Source organism: Candidatus Eisenbacteria bacterium (assembly GCA_016867715.1).
In the GTDB taxonomy this organism is placed as follows: Bacteria; Orphanbacterota; Orphanbacteria; order Orphanbacterales; family Orphanbacteraceae; genus VGIW01.
Genome location: VGIW01000039.1, coordinates 12,807 through 27,271, shown reverse-complemented (window position 1 = coordinate 27,271; position 14,465 = coordinate 12,807). Strand labels below are relative to the sequence as shown.

14 protein-coding genes are annotated in these 14,465 nt (G+C 65.5%); 5 read left to right on the top strand and 9 right to left on the bottom strand.

The genetic code is table 11. The annotated features are described in order from the left end of the window. On the bottom strand, nucleotides 1–903 hold a 903-nt coding region (locus tag FJY73_08355), incomplete at its 3' end, for a DUF2723 domain-containing protein (protein ID MBM3320671.1). A 219-nt stretch (nucleotides 904–1,122) separates the two neighbouring features. On the opposite strand from FJY73_08355, the gene FJY73_08350 reads away from it, so the two are divergent. The 3 genes from FJY73_08350 (at nucleotide 1,123) to FJY73_08340 (ending at nucleotide 4,269) form a co-directional block, all read left to right on the top strand. Further along, the gene (locus tag FJY73_08350; protein ID MBM3320670.1) at nucleotides 1,123–1,359 is read left to right on the top strand and encodes a YXWGXW repeat-containing protein; all 237 of its coding nucleotides are present in this window, start codon (nucleotides 1,123–1,125) and stop codon (nucleotides 1,357–1,359) included. 316 nt (nucleotides 1,360–1,675) lie between these two features. Continuing rightward, entirely contained in the window at nucleotides 1,676–2,419 is a 744-nt protein-coding gene (locus FJY73_08345; protein ID MBM3320669.1) for a TIGR02757 family protein, read from the top strand. A 485-nt stretch (nucleotides 2,420–2,904) separates the two neighbouring features. Continuing rightward, nucleotides 2,905–4,269, top strand: coding sequence for a sulfatase (locus FJY73_08340; GenBank protein ID MBM3320668.1), 1,365 nt, complete (start codon nucleotides 2,905–2,907; stop codon nucleotides 4,267–4,269). Nucleotides 4,270–4,335: 66 nt separating this feature from the next. Here FJY73_08340 and FJY73_08335 read toward each other — a convergent pair whose 3' ends face one another. From FJY73_08335 to FJY73_08320, 4 genes are all read right to left on the bottom strand, one after another. Beyond that, complete coding sequence (locus FJY73_08335; protein ID MBM3320667.1) at nucleotides 4,336–6,276, bottom strand: Na+/H+ antiporter NhaC family protein; 1,941 nt, start codon at nucleotides 6,274–6,276, stop codon at nucleotides 4,336–4,338. Further along, the gene (locus FJY73_08330) at nucleotides 6,273–6,734 is read right to left on the bottom strand and encodes a cytochrome c-type biogenesis protein CcmH (protein ID MBM3320666.1); all 462 of its coding nucleotides are present in this window, start codon (nucleotides 6,732–6,734) and stop codon (nucleotides 6,273–6,275) included. Before FJY73_08330 ends, FJY73_08335 begins: the two co-directional genes overlap by 4 nt. A gap of 153 nt (nucleotides 6,735–6,887) precedes the next feature. After that, a complete protein-coding gene (locus FJY73_08325) occupies nucleotides 6,888–8,480 on the bottom strand; it encodes a glycosyltransferase family 39 protein (GenBank protein MBM3320665.1) in 1,593 nt (530 codons plus the stop codon). A gap of 203 nt (nucleotides 8,481–8,683) precedes the next feature. Next, nucleotides 8,684–9,625 (bottom strand): hypothetical protein, encoded by a 942-nt coding sequence (locus FJY73_08320; protein MBM3320664.1) that lies wholly within the window; start codon nucleotides 9,623–9,625, stop codon nucleotides 8,684–8,686. A 152-nt stretch (nucleotides 9,626–9,777) separates the two neighbouring features. Between FJY73_08320 and FJY73_08315 the strand changes: the two genes are divergently transcribed. Then, complete coding sequence (locus FJY73_08315; GenBank protein MBM3320663.1) at nucleotides 9,778–10,269, top strand: hypothetical protein; 492 nt, start codon at nucleotides 9,778–9,780, stop codon at nucleotides 10,267–10,269. Nucleotides 10,270–10,346: 77 nt separating this feature from the next. Here the strand turns inward: FJY73_08315 and FJY73_08310 are convergent, their stop codons facing one another. From FJY73_08310 to FJY73_08295, 4 genes are all read right to left on the bottom strand, one after another. Beyond that, nucleotides 10,347–10,604 (bottom strand): hypothetical protein, encoded by a 258-nt coding sequence (locus FJY73_08310; protein MBM3320662.1) that lies wholly within the window; start codon nucleotides 10,602–10,604, stop codon nucleotides 10,347–10,349. Between the two features lie 91 nt (nucleotides 10,605–10,695). Then, nucleotides 10,696–11,370, bottom strand: coding sequence for a 7-cyano-7-deazaguanine synthase QueC (queC, locus tag FJY73_08305; protein ID MBM3320661.1), 675 nt, complete (start codon nucleotides 11,368–11,370; stop codon nucleotides 10,696–10,698). 15 nt (nucleotides 11,371–11,385) lie between these two features. Beyond that, the gene (locus FJY73_08300; protein ID MBM3320660.1) at nucleotides 11,386–12,021 is read right to left on the bottom strand and encodes a radical SAM protein; all 636 of its coding nucleotides are present in this window, start codon (nucleotides 12,019–12,021) and stop codon (nucleotides 11,386–11,388) included. A 118-nt stretch (nucleotides 12,022–12,139) separates the two neighbouring features. Next, the gene (locus FJY73_08295) at nucleotides 12,140–13,012 is read right to left on the bottom strand and encodes a PDZ domain-containing protein (GenBank protein ID MBM3320659.1); all 873 of its coding nucleotides are present in this window, start codon (nucleotides 13,010–13,012) and stop codon (nucleotides 12,140–12,142) included. 645 nt (nucleotides 13,013–13,657) lie between these two features. On the opposite strand from FJY73_08295, the gene FJY73_08290 reads away from it, so the two are divergent. After that, a complete protein-coding gene (locus tag FJY73_08290) occupies nucleotides 13,658–14,455 on the top strand; it encodes an electron transfer flavoprotein subunit beta/FixA family protein (protein MBM3320658.1) in 798 nt (265 codons plus the stop codon). Nucleotides 14,456–14,465: the final 10 nt, after the last annotated feature.

Here is a 14,465-nt window from a genome sequence, read left to right as displayed (position 1 = left end):
GAGGAGCGGCCCGAAGAGCAGAAGCGCCCCGAACGAGAGGAGAGCTCTTCTTCGATCCCGTGCGAACGCGGATACGATCCCGAGGGGGATGAGCGGGAGGAGGGGGAGCGGGATGCTTTCCGAGATCGCGGCGCGGAAGATCGCGGCGAGCTCGCGGAGAAAAAGCGGAAGGGATGCGTCCGGCTTTGGAACGTCGTGGTACCGGAGGCGAAGGAGATGCGCGAGGAAGCCCTCAAGTGTCTCCGGATTCCCCCAATCCGCCGGAGGATCGAGGGACGATCGGATCGGGAGGTAGAGGGTGAGCGTGAGCGGGATCGCGAAGAAGAGCACGGACCGGGCGATCGACCGCGCGCGTCCCCCGGCGGTGACCTTCGCGGCGGGGGCGAGAAGGAGAAGGGGGAGGACCCCGATCCCGAGCGGATGGAGCGCGGCCGAGAGACCGCCAAGCGCTCCGGCGAGCGCGAGATCTCTCGCGGAACCGCCGCGCAATAGGAAGAAGAGGGCCGCGAGGAAGAACGCGAGCTGAGGCGCGTAGACCTCGGCGACGACCGCGTGCGACCAGAGGAGCGAGGAGGACCCGACGAGAAACGCTCCGGAGAGCGCGGCGAGTCGCGAGGTTCCGAGCCGGGCGACGAGATAGAAGATCCCCGCCGCGGAGGCGGCCGCGACCGAGGAGAGCGCGTTCACGCGCGCGGCGACCGATCCGACCCCGGCGAGGGAGAAGAGACGCGCCAGGAGGCAATAGAGCGGGAAGCCCGGCGGGTGGGCGATATCGAGCAGATACCCCGCGGCGGCGAGCTCGCCCGAGTCGCCGAGATAGACGCGCGGGCAGAGCGTCGCGAGGTAGAAGACAAGAAAGAAGACCGCGATGAAAACCGCAAGAAGACGGTCGTTTCTTCCCACGATCTCCTCCCGTTGGAAAGGCGCTCGGCCCGACGTCGCTCCTCGCTCCTCCGACCGGAGCCGGTGCGCGCCGCGGAACCCGTGCGCGTTCGAACGGTCCCGTTGTGAATTGTACGCGTTCGAGAGGCTCCCTCCAGCCCGAAGTTGCGCCTTCCTCGCCAACGTATCCTCGCGCCGTCGGTTCCGGCCGCCGCTTTCCGAGCGCCAGCGGCACCACTCTTGCAGAAGTCGAATCGAATAGGGAGGTGCGCCCTGCGTCTTGCGATCACGATCGTTGTTCTGTCGATCCTCTCCGCGGGGTGCGCCGTCTACACACGGCCCGCGCCCCCGTCCGCCCGCGTCGAGCTCCGAGCGGCCGCACCTTGCCACGGAGGTCGGCGGGTCGCCGGGCATTGGCGCTGGGAGGGGAAGCGGATCGGGTATCGCTGGATCCCGGGGCACTGGACCTGCCGGTAGCCGGAGCTGAGCGACGAGCGATTGTCGGCGCGGTCCTCTCCGCTCGGCGGAGCGTTCGGCCCGTCGCGCTCGCACTTTCTTGGCGCACGAGGCCCGCCTTTCCATCAGAATCCTCTCGTGGGCGAACGGTTCCCATCGAGGCCCACGGAGGGCTCATGGTTTCCGACGAACTCCGCTCGTTCCTCGAGCGTGTGTACCGCAAGTACGCGAGGCCCGAGTATCTGGAGACCGATCCTCTCCCGATCGTGCGGCGCTACGAAAGCCCCGGGGACCGGGAGACGGTCGCTCTTCTCACCGCGCTTCTCTCCACGGGCGGGTGGCGGCGATTCGCCGCCATGTCGAGGAGGTCCTCGCCCTCATGGGAGGTTCCCCCGCGCGCTTCGTGCGCCGCTTCGATCGGCGCCGCGACGGGAGGGCGTTCTTGGCGCTCCGCTACCGGTTTCACACGGGAGCCGATCTGGCCTTTCTTCTCGAAGCGCTCGGCGACGTCTATCGCTCGCATCGAAGCCTCGAGGAGGTCTTTCTCGAGGGGGGCGAAGAGACGCGCGACCGTCTCGGCGCCCTCGTCGGCAGGATCCGTCTCTCTCTCCGCGGGGGTGGCGCCGACCTTCGTTCGTCCTACGGGCTCCGCTTCCTTCTCGCCTCCCCCGAGAAGGGGGGAGCCTGCAAGAGGTGGAATCTTTTCCTTCGATGGATGGTCCGGCCGGATGACGGGATCGACTGCGGCGTCTGGAGGAGCGTCGACCCTGCGGAGCTCATCGCTCCGCTTGATGCACACCTTCACCGCATCGGTCGAAGGCTGGGCCTTGTTTCGTCGCGCGCGGCGAACTGGGCCGCCGCGGAGAGCCTCACCGCAAGCCTGCGTGCCGTCGATCCGCACGACCCTCTACGCTTCGACTTTCCTCTCTGTCGTCTCGGCATCCTCGATCGATGCCCCGGCTCCGGGTTCGTCGCCCGATGCGGGAGGTGCGAGCTTTTTTCTCTCTGCGACCGGGTCCTCGGGTCCGGACCGCTCAAGTCGGGGAAGAAAATGTTCGATACGATGTACGAAAAGAGTTGACAGGTTTTCGCGGAGCTACATATATTGTGCCGTGTTTCGAATTCGCGTTGAGGTGTGAGATGCGCGTGACCCCGAGACGTTCGTTCAACATCACCCGGCTCGAGCGTTCGAGTCGCGAGTGTACTCATAGATCGAATGATGATGGGTGGGTGTGGGGAAGATGTGTCGGGTTCGGCGAACCCTCGTACAGGGTGAATCCACAGGTGTCCCTTCTCCGGTTCGCCGAATGCAGCGAGGGGTTCTTTCTTCAACCTTCACACGGGAGGTGAACGAAGGTGGCCACGAAGAAGAAAGCCAAGCGCACGGTAGCGAAGAAGAAAACCAAGAAGAAAGTCACCAAGAAGAAAGCCACGAAGAAGAAAGCCCGCAAGAAAGCGCGCAAGAAAGCCGTCAAGAAGGTCGTGATGTAGGTTTCTCTCGCGTGTCTTGATAGCCGATGGGGGGCGGGTCCGAGGGACCCGCCCTTCTCGTTGAGGGGAAATCGGATGGGTCGGCTTCCGTTCGCAGTCCGCCTCGCGGTGTTCGCGATCGCCGTCTTCGGGTCTCCCCTCGTCCTCTCCTGCGGCGGCGATGAACGGCCGAGCCTCCTCCTCATCACGATCGACACCCTCCGCGCGGATCGCCTCGGCTGCTACGGAGCGCACGGCACGCGCACGCCCCACCTCGACCGTCTCGCCGCGGAGGGAACCCAGTTCGCCGATTGCTTCACCCCGGTCCCGTCCACCGCGCCCTCGCACGCGACGATCCTCTCCGGTCTCTATCCGCGGAATCACGGCATTCGGGACAACGGCGCCGTCCTCGCCGAGTCCGTTCCTCTTCTTTCGGAGGCTCTCCGGTCGGCCGGGTACGAGACGGCCGCCTTCGTCAGCGGGTTTCCGCTTGAGAGGCGTTTCGGTTTCGCCCGAGGTTTCGATCACTTCGATGACCGGCTTCCGGACGGCTTCACGACCTCCGAGGGGCGGGTCCGCGGCACCGAGCGGATCGCAGAGAGGACGGTCGAGGCGTTCCTCCGTTGGCTCCCCGAGTCGAAGGGCCCGTTCCTCGCGTGGGTTCACCTCTTCGACCCGCACTCAGTCTATTCCGCTCCGCCCCCCTTCCGGCGGATGTACTACGAGGGCCGAGAGAGGGATCCCTCGAACCGCAGCCTGGAAGGGATCGAGATTCCCGCGTATCACGGGCTCGCCGGGGTGACCGACGTCCGCTATCCGATCGCCCTCTACGAGGGAGAGGTGACCTACACCGATCGCGAGATCGGCCGTCTTCTCGACGGGCTCGAAAGGGGGCGGCGTCCCAGGAGCGTTCTCGTCGTCGTGGTCGGGGACCACGGGGAGAGCCTCACGGAGCACGGGTATTACTTCGGGCACTCGCATTTCCTCTATGAACCTTCCCTGAGCGTTCCCCTCGTCTTCCGGTGGCCGGGGCGCCTTCCCGCCGGCCGGATCGTCGCCGAGCCGGTCTCGCTCGTCGACCTCGCGGAGACCCTGCTCGATCTTCTCGGCCTCGGCGCCGGTTGGGAGACGGACGGGGCGAGCCTCGTTCCTCTCCTCGAGGGGGAGGGGCGCGAGCCGCGCGGGGTTCTTCTCGAGCGCCCTCCCGTGCCGAGCGGCCTTCTCTTCGGGCTTCGCGAGGGACCGTGGAAGTACCTTCTCTGGGAGGACGGAACGGAGGAGCTCTATCGCCTCGATCGAGATCCGGGGGAGACGAGGAACTTGGCTCCGATCGAGACCGAAAGGACCGTCGAGTTCCGCGAGAGGCTTCTTCGCGAGCGGATCGACGAGGTGAAACCGGACGAAACTCCCCTCGACGACGAGACGCGCGAGAAGCTCCGCGCCCTCGGCTACGCCGGCTGAACCGACTCGGAAGAACGCATCGCCGCACGCCGAAAGGAAAGGCGGGCGGCACGATCTTCCCTCCGACTACCTGGACTTCCGCCCCGCGAGCAAGAGAACGGAGAGGATCGCGCCCGTCCCGAGCCCGTAGCTCAGGATGCGGGGCATTCCGAAGGCCGAGGGGGCGTATCCGAAGAGAAGGGCGATCGACGCCACGGTCAACGCGTAGGGCATCTGCGTGCGCACGTGGTCGAGATGATCGGACGCCGAGCTGACCGATGAAAGGACCGTCGTGTCGGAGATCGGCGAGCAGTGATCTCCGAAGATCGAACCCTCCAGGACGGCGCCGATGGAGAGGACGGTGAGCCCGAACGGCCCGAGAAGGGCGGTCTCGCCGAGCAGGTAAGCGAGCGCGACCGAGTTCGGGAGGATGATCGCCATCGTGGACCATGAGGATCCCGTGGAGAAGGAGACGAGACAGGAGAGGACGAAGAGCACCATCGGGTAGAGCTCGGGGAGGAGGGATCGCCGAAAGAGCGCGACGAGGTAGTGCGCGGTCCCCATGTCGCGGCAGACCCCTCCGATGCACCAGGCGAGAATCAGGATCAGGATCGCGAAGAAGAGCGCGCGGGTCGATCGAAAGGCGGCCCCGACGATCTCCCGCGGAGAGAGAATCCTTTGGGCGAGAAGGAGGATCGCGGCGAGGAAGAAGCCGGACCACGCTCCCCAGGCGATCGCCTTCGTCGAGCTCGCGGCCTCGAGAACGTCGCGAAGCGCATCGAGGGAGAAGATCCCCAACAGGGATTTCGCGCTTCCGGAGGACGCCAGCGCTCGGTTTCCCGAGATCCAAAGACCGGCCAGGGTCACGACGACCACGAGCACGATCGGAAGGAGTCCGTTCCACCACCGAAACGGGATCCCCTCCTTCGCGTGCACCTTCGTCATGTCGTCGGAGACGAGCGGCCGGGCGCCGGGTCGTGTCAGCGCCCCTTCCCTTGCCGCGCGCCTCTCCGCGTGAAGCATCGGACCGTAGTCCCTCCCGAGGAGAATCCCGAAGAGAATGAACAGGAGCAGGAAGATCGAGTAGAACCGGAACGGGATCGTGCGGAGGAAGATCAGGTAGGGGTTCTCCGTGATCCCCACCTCGAGGATCTGAGGGGCGAACTGGCTCACCTCGTAGGCGATCCATGTCGAGAGGAGGGAGAGCGCGGCCACCGGCGCGGCCGTTGAGTCGACGAGAAAGGACAGCTTCTCGCGCGAGACGCGGAATCGGTCGGTCAGAGGGCGCATCGTTCCGCCCACGAGGATCGTGTTCGCGTAGTCGTCGAAGAAGATCGCGAGGCCCATCCCGAAGGTAACGAGCTGGGCCGAGCGCGCCGATCGGACGAAGCGCATGAGAAGCCGGATCATTCCTTGCATCCCCCCGCCTCGGCTCATGATCCCGACGAGTGCGACGAGCCCGATCACGAAGCCGATGATCTCCAGGCGGAAGGAATCGAGAAGGGCCTCCTGGACGACGTACGTGCGAAGGAAGACCCAAAGCCCGGCGATCGGGTTTCCGTTGCTCTGGAACGTCGCGCCGATCCAGACGCCGAGGAAGAGCGAGACAAGCACGCGCCGAAAGAGAAGAGCGGCGAGGATCGCGACAAGAGGAGGAAGGAGAGAGGTGATCCCGATGAAGCGGAGCGAGGCCTCGGCTTCCTCCTCGTCGCCGAGGCGCCAGCGAGCGAAGGCGCGCTTCTCATTCCGTTCGAGCTCCACGTGGAGAGGAGGCGCGCCGGGCTCCACGCGCGTTCCCCTCTCGCGAAGCTCGTCGAGAAGCCCCGCCCTCGCCTTGTCGAGAAGAGCCCCGTTCTCCCCGCCGACCGAGAGTTGAAGCTCTCCGATCGATGCGCCCGCCACCGATCGGGCGATCTCCTCGGAAAGGGCGAGAAGGGAGCGCTCGAACAAATGGGCGCGATCGGGTTCGGGAGCGAAGAAGAGAGCGAGGGCGAAGAGCGCGAGGATCGAGATGCGAAAACGGTTCATCGAGGTTCGTGTTCTTCCCGAATCTCCCGCTCGATCCTCTCATCCATTCCGGGATCGATCCCCGCGGGTTCCGGAGTGGAGGGCGCGGCACCCGGCTTTCTCCGTCTTCGCCGGATCCGATCGGCCACGAAGAGCGCCCCCCCCGCGAGGGCGAGAATCGGAGCGAGAACCGCGAGACGGTTGAATCCCCGTTCGATAGGGACCGCGAGGATCTTCTCGCCGTAACGGCGGACGTAGTGGTCCACGATCTCCTCTTCGCTCTTCCCTTCCCTCAGAAGACCGAGGATCTCCTGCTTCATCGTATCGGCGGCGGCCGAGTGGTGATCTCGGAGGAGTCCGGTGTAGCAGCAGGGGGGCATGAGGCGCCCGTAGAGCGCATCCGCCTTCCGATCGATGTCGTCGGCGCGCGCGGTGGAGAGAAGGATCGGGAGGAGGAGAAACACGACGGCGGATCGCACTCGGATCGCTCCCTTCCGGAGCCTCTTATCGTAACCGCGGCTCGGCTCCGAAGATAGTATAGCCGAGAGAACGGGTGGCGTGCCCGCCGTTTTGCGCGGTTCAGCCGCGGCATGCAAGACGCGCGGACGCCTCGCGCCGCCCATCCGCCGCGGTCAGGGCCACGCGGGCGCGCGTCCCTCGATTTCCGCGGCGAGCCTTCGATCCCGCTCCGCGTCCTCCGCTCGGCCGATCTCTTCGAGGAGCGCGGCCCGCGCGCGAAGCGCGTCCGAGAAGCGCGGCCGGAGACGGATCGCTTCATCGAGTTCACGGAGAGCTTCCTCCTTTTCCCCCTGTCTCCAGAGGACCGGGGCGAGCGCCCGCCGCCCCTCCGCGTGCTCCGGATGATCCACGATCAGCGCCTCGAGCACTTCCCGCGCTTCGTCGAGCTTGCCTCCGTACGAAAGCGAGAGGCCTAGATTGTACCGCGCGTTCACGTAGCGCGGCTTGTCCGCGAGCGCCGTCCGGAAGTGAACCGCCGCCTCGTCGAACCTCCCCGCCGTCAGCCGGACCACGCCCACGTTGTAGTGGCCTTGGGCGGTTTCGTTCCGGTCGAGCTGATAGATGTTCGAGTTCGAGAGCATCGCCGCGGCCGCGAACGCCCCGAGCGAGAAGATCCGCCTCTTCTGCCGAAAGTCCCCGCGCGCGGCCGTCCAATGCGTGAGGGCGGCCGAGGCCAGGAGGAGAAGAGGGGGAACGAGCGGCATACGGTAGCGTGCGGTCACGAAGAAGAGGATCACCGAGGCGGAGTAGGAGGCGAGGAGCAGGATCAAGAGAAGACGCCGCCGGTTCCAGCGGACGAGCACGGCGCCCGCCGCCGCCAAGGGGAAGAGAATCCCGAACCCAAAACTCTGCAGCGCCGAGAAGATCGTCGAGTATCTCTTGAAGAAGTAGATCCCCTGGTTGTTGCTGATCTCGAAATCGTTGAAGAGAAGATACGTCTTCTTGACGAGGAGCGCGGCCGCCTCGCGGGGCTTTTCACGCATGAAGCGAACTCCCTCGCCGGTCCAATACGCCGAGATCTCGCGCCGGGCGAGCGGTCGTCCGCTCGCGCGCTCCGCGATCCGGATCATGTCCCGGTAGCCTCCCCACCAGGTCCCCTCGGTTCCCGGGGCGATCGCCGTCATGCCGTCCGACTCCGGGTTGTTCCCGATGTAGAAGTTGATCCCTCCCTGCCAGCTGACGAGGACCGGCTCTCCCGCGGAGAGGTTGTGGAGGAAGACCGGCGCGATTGGGAGCGCGATCCCGAGAAGAAGGAAGAGGACCGCTTTCGCCCTCTTCTTCGTCCTTTCAAGAGAGACGATCCACGCGGGGAGAAGGAGCGCGAAGAGAAGGATGTTCGGCCGCGTGATCGACGCGAGCCCGAGCGCAGCCCCGGCGGCGAGCCAGGCGCCGAGCCCCGCGCGCTCCGAGGAGGCCCCGGCGAGGAGAAGGAGCGCGAGAAGAAGAAGCGGGAGGAGAAGCGTCTCAAGGAGGAAGCTCGCGTCGAAGTAGAGAAGCATCCCATGCCCCGCGAGCGCGAGGGCCGCGACCGCGGCGGTCGTCTTCGAGAAGAGCCGCCGCCCGAGCAGATAGAGAAGAACCGGATTCAACGCGGCGAGCGCCGCTTGGAGAAGACGCGGGACCAGAAAGTCGATCCCGCCGATTCGGAAGAGCAGGGCGAGGAAGTAGGGATAGAGAGGCGCGCGGAAGAACGGCTCGCCGGGCATCCAGGGCTCGCCACGCGCGAGCCGCGAGGCCCAATCGAAATGGATCTCCTCGTCCAGAATCGGGCTCTCAAAGAAGGGGTTGTCGCGAATCTCGAGGATGTAGAGGGCGCGGATGGCGAAGGAAAGGAGAAAGACGGCGGCGAGGAAGATCCGTTCTCTTCTCGAGAGTCCCGGCGAGGACGGCCGAACGTTCCCCGGCCTGCTCAGGAGGCGCCTCCTCCCATCTGCACTTCCATCCGCTCGATCATGTCGAGGATCCGCTTCACCTGCATCTCGAAGAGGAGAAGCTCCGCGCGCGGGCCCCGCTCGTCCGGTCCCAAGACCTGCCCGATCGATTGCGAGGAAGCGAGGAGCGCTTGAAGGTGGTCGCGCACCGTCGCGCAGCCTTCGCGCAGCTCCGCTGAGGCCGGGTAATCTACTTCCCGCGGCTCCGGCGCGGGCGGAGAGTGAGAGAGGGCGAGAAGCTCCTCGAGATCGACCGGCGTCCCGCGGCTTCCGTTCATGCGTTTCTCGTCAAGCCGGATCACGAGCCGCTCGGTGTCGTCGCGGCGGTCTTTCCAGGGGTGCACGAGGATGTCGAGAAGGATCGGGTCCTCGGCCTCGGTCCGTCGATAGGGGACCTTCTCGAGAAGAATCGACGTCCCCTCGCGGGCGCACGCCTCGAAGACGTCGATGAGCGCTCTTCCTCGATACGTGTAGAGATCTCCCGAGTAAACTTCTTTCGAGAGAGGATGAATGCGGAAAGGACGGCCGATCAGCTCTTCCTTCTCGCGGAGCGAGAGGAGGCTCCGTCCCGCGTGGTTCAGGGAGCGGACCGTGAGGAGACGGTCGAGGACGATCACCGCCGAGCTCATCGTCTCGAGGATCTCGTCGAAGTACCATCGTAGGTAGACGAAATCGTCGCGGAGAAGGACGAGATGCTTGGCGAGAGAGGCGGCGGATCGTCCGCCGGAGAGCCGCGGCGCGAGTAGAAAGTTGAGCAGCGAAAGAACGCCGAAAAGAACCGCTGCGGCGCTCGCGATCTGGGCGACGCTCGGAGAGAAGAGGCGGATCGCCAGAAAGAAGAGAAGGACGAGAACCGCGTACTCCGCGATCACGACCCAAACGATGCGGCTGAAACTGCGGGCGAAGCGCTCCCACTTCATGAGTCCGGCACTCCTCGGATCATTGTATCATAGCCGCGAGGAACGCGATCGCCCGGTCGATAGACCTTGCCTCGGACGATAGCGATCCGTACAATCGGCACGGTCTTCGGTCGAACGGAACAAGAACTCGATTGACCGGCAAGGAGAGAACGATGAAATCAGCGAAGCTCTTGGTCGGATGGATTGCGGTCTGCGGTCTCGTTCTGGCTCTCCCCTCTCCCGGCGAGTCGGCCTCGCGCGCGGGAAGGGTCGGTTTCGGCTACTCGCTCTACCCGATCGCCGACGGCATCGGGACCCTCCGGTACGATTCCTATCGATATTTCTTCGAGGGGGGATTCCGTCTTGTCGATTACGGCGAAGCCCAGATCGCCTTCGGGTCGAAGATCGCCTTCAAGCCGTGGGAGTACTACGGGATTCCCGTCGAGATGGGAGGTTCGATCGCGTTCGTGACGAACGGGACCTTCGACGACAAGGGCGAGGCGGCGACCCTGGTCGATCTCGGCTTCTTCCTCGGGCTCTCCACGCTCGTAACCGACCAAGTCACCGTCGGAGCGGCGCTCTACCCGCTCGCGCTCGGTCTCGGCGGCGCGAAGACCCAGACCCATGTTGCGGCCGCGACCTTCAACATCCATTTCTTGTTCTAGGGCCTGAAAGAAAACCAGGTTCTCGATTCCACGCAAGGACCTCGCAGGCGATCGCTCGGGGTCCTCTTCTTTTCGTGCTAGAGGACGGCGGCCAGGGCGGCGAGACCGGCGGCGAGAAGAAGGAGGAGGAGAACGCCGATCCCCAGCACCGCGCCGATCCCGGCAATCAGGAGAAACGGGAGGGCGAGGAGGAGGATCGGGAGGAGGAGAAGACCGAACAACAAGCCCGCCGCGAGCTTGAGCGGGAAGAGGAGTACGTGAAGAACGAGGCCGAACAGCTTCACCGCGACGACGAAGACCGCGATCAGAACGAACAAGGCGAACAACTCGAACATCTCGAATCCCCCCCCGATGGTCGGCGCTACCCTCCTTACTCCCAGGGACGGGTGATTGTTCACACGACGCCGAAAAAAACGCGGCCGACCCTCATCCCTCGGTTCCGGAGGCATAGGGGATCGGGTCCGGGACGCCGTTTTCCCGGAAGGCCCGCAGCCTCAGGCGGCACGAATCACAAACGCCGCAGGCCGTCTCCTCCCCGACGTAGCAGGACCAAGAGAGCGAAAAGGGCGCCCCGAGCTCAAGGCCCAGACGGACGATCTCGCGCTTCGACATGCGGATGAGCGGCGTGACGATCCGTATCGACTCGCCCCTTGCCGCTCCGATCCGGACCGCCTCGCCGAACGCGTTGAAGAACGCCTGGCGGCAGTCGGGGTACCCGGAGGAGTCCTCCTCCACCGCCCCGATGTACACCGCGCCCGCTCCGATCGCCTCCGCCCACGAGACCGCGATCGAGACCAAGAGGCCGTTCCGGAACGGAACATAGGAGGCCGGCACCGAGTCCCTGTCGATCCCACCGGTCCGGATCGGGATCGAGGGGTCGGTCAGGGCGGATCCGCCGATCGCCTTGAGCGCCGGAAAGTCGACCTCGAGGCGCTTTTCGATCCGGTAGTGGTCCGCGATCGCGCGGAACGCACGCCGCTCGCGCGCCTCGGTTCGCTGGCCGTACGAGACGTGCAGGAAGGCCGCTTCTCCCTCCCGGACGGCGAGCGCGGCGGCCACGAGGCTGTCCATCCCTCCGCTCACGAGGACGACCGATCGCACGCGCCCCTCCATTCCTCAAACCCCCCGCTCGCGGTCCGGCCAGAGGATCCGGTGAAGTTGGATCCCCAGGCGGACCGGGAGGCGGTCCTCGAGAATCCATCCCGCCAGCTCCGCCGGGGCGAGCCGCCCGTACGCGGCGGAGAAGAGAACCGGCCCGCGCACGCCGCGGAGTTTCTCCGCGAGCGCTCCCTTCGCCCATTCATAGTCCGCCCGGTCGACGAGGACGAACTTGACCTCGTCCCGCGGGCCGAGCGCGTCGAGGTTGCTCCAGAGCATGGCGTCCGCGTGGCCGCTCCCCGGACACTTGATGTCGAGGATTTTGAGGACGCGAGGATCGAGCGTCTCGATCGGACGATGCCCGCCGGTCTCGACCAGCACCTCGTGCCCTCGGCCAAGGAGGATCTCGACGAGGCGGGGGAGATCCTCTTGCTCGAGAGGCTCCCCTCCGGTGAGGAGAACGAGATCGATCCCGTGCTCGCGGACCCGGGCCGCGACCTCTTCGGGCGCCATCTCCTCTCCTCCGTGGAAGGCGTACGGCGTGTCGCAGTAGCGGCAGCGGAGGGAGCATCCGGTGAAGCGGACGAGGACGCATGGCCGTCCGCTTTCCGTGGATTCGCCGAGAAGGCTCGCGTAAACCTCCGTGACCTTCATGATCGTCTTGCGGGGACCTCGTGGTTCGGGCGAAACGCGGGCGCGATGCGAGTTCGGGTGCCGCCACTCCTAGCCTAACACCCGTGTGGGATCGTGGGGAAGGGGGGCATGTGCCGAGCTATTTGTTCTTCATGCGTTCGATCTCCTTCTTGAGTTTCTCCATCTCCTTCTCCAGCCTCTCCACTTGGCGCTCGATCTTCTCTCCGAGACCGCGAGCGGCCTCGCGATCGAACCGCGCGAACGGCTTCCAGGCTCTTGCAGCCCACGGGAGGAGGGGCTTCTCCCCCAAGGTCACCGAGACGCGCTCCGCGTTCCCCTTCCGGAGGCGCTCGAACTCCACCGTCTCGCCCGGGTCGCGGGCCGCCACCGCGCGCTGGACCGCCTCGGCGGTTCCGGTCGGCTCGCCGCCGACGGCGAGGATGACATCCCCGCTCCGGAACCCCGCCTCGGATGCCGGGCTCGCCTCGTCGATCTCGAGGACGAGAACCCCCGCCCCCTCGCGGATCCCGAAGTACGATGCGAGGTCTGCATCCGGATCGTGAAGCTGGAGACCAAGATACGCGCTTCGCCCAATCGCGAAGCGCCCGGCCCTCGCTGGCGCCTCGGGTCGGGCCCCGATCTCTACCCTAAGGGTATGTTTCTTGCTATTCCTCAATAATGAGAGCTCGGCCGTATCCCCGACCGAGAGCGAGGAGACGGCCTCCCGAAGCCCTCTCGAGCTCCCAAGCTCCTTTCCGTCGAGCCGAAGGAGAACATCACCGACCCTCACGCCCGCCTGCTCGGCCGGGCTTCCGGGGACCACCGAGTTTACGAGAACGCCGGCTTCGTCTTTCATTCCAAGAGCTTCGCGCAAAGGAGGGGTCAGATCCTGGGTGATCACGCCGAGGAAGCCATCGCCCTCCGGACCGGGATCCGCGGCGAGAGAAGTTCCTGAGAGTTGGAGAGAGATCAATGCGGCGAGGATGGCATAGAGAGCTGCCCCGGATGACATGCGTGTGTTCTCCATGATTCGGTCTCCCGCTCGGTTTCGGCACCCGGATGCGAAGACCCGAAAGCCGCGCCGCCCTCAGTCCGCAAGCCGCGCCCAAACCGCCTGGTCCTGTTCGCGTTCAACCCACATGCGGGAAGCCGGTTCCCGCGGGTCTCCGTCCTTGACTTTGGCGCCTTCCCATGATACCCTGTCAACCACTTGGAGGAAGGAGTTCCTCCCGGCGATTTGGTGAATCATAGGAGCGGAGCGGACACGAGATCAGCCGAAGGGGAGAGCCCGACGCGGGTTCCTCCCCTTCTCTGTTTCCGGTCGGAAACAAGGGAAACGAGAAAGGCCTCCCGCCCTTGGCTCGTGTCGAATCGACCCATGGGTTCGGGCGCTAAGTCCCTTCCGCGTCTTCTATTAGGGACCAACGATCACGAGGGAGGCAGGAGGCTTTCTCTGACCAGGAAGCATGCCAGGAAACGCCCGCAAACGCAAGCGTTTTCTTTTGATAAACCGGATTTTCTTCCGGAAATCCCCTCTCCTCTCCCCGGCTTGACGCTCGTTCCGGCCGGGTGATACCCTTGTTCCACAATGCCCGTCCCGGGACCCCCGACCGGGTCCCGTCCCGATCCGTTCCATTCTCGCCAGCGGGGAGGTGCCATGAAGGCCATCGTCTGCGTGAAGGAGGTGCTCGAAACGCCGGAAGGCGTTCGGGTTACGGAGAAAGGTTCCCTGGCCGCGCGGGACGACGCGAGCTTTCTGATCGACCCGATCGGTCCCTATGCGATCGAGACCGCGCTCCAGCTTCGCGATAAGAAGGGGGGGAGCGTCGTCGTGCTCTGCGTGGGGTCCCGGCGGGCCGAGAAGATCCTGAAGGAGTCGGCGTTCGCCGTCGGCGCGGACGAAGCGTTTCTCCTCGCGGATCCGGCCTTGGACGGCGGGGATCCGCATGCGACCGCGCGCGCGCTCGCGGCGGCCGTCGAGAAGGTAGGCGGCGCCGACCTCGTGCTCTGCGGCGATCGAGCCGCGGACGACAACGCGGCGGTGGTCGGCCCCGCGCTCGGGCGGCTCCTCGGGTTTCCGGTGCTCGGGTTCGTCGGCGAGGTGATCGACTGCGACCCGGACGCCCGGAAGATCCGCGTCGCTCGGGCGCTCGAGGCGGGGAAGGAGATCGTCGAGTCGTCCCTTCCCGCGGTCGTCACCGTGATCAAGGGGATCTACCCTCCGCGGTATCCGTCTCTTCTCGGGATTCGAAAGGCGGCGAAGCGTGAAGTCCCCGTGTGGACCGCCGCCGACCTCGGCCTCGATCCCGCGAAGACGGGAGCCGACGGCTCGCCGACGAAGGTTCGCAAGCTGACGCCTCCTTCTCCGCCCGGGGCGGTCCAGATGATCCCGGGCGAACCCGAGGAAATGGCGGATGCTTTGGTTAAGAAAATTCTAGACGCGAAAATTCTATAGACGGGAGGCG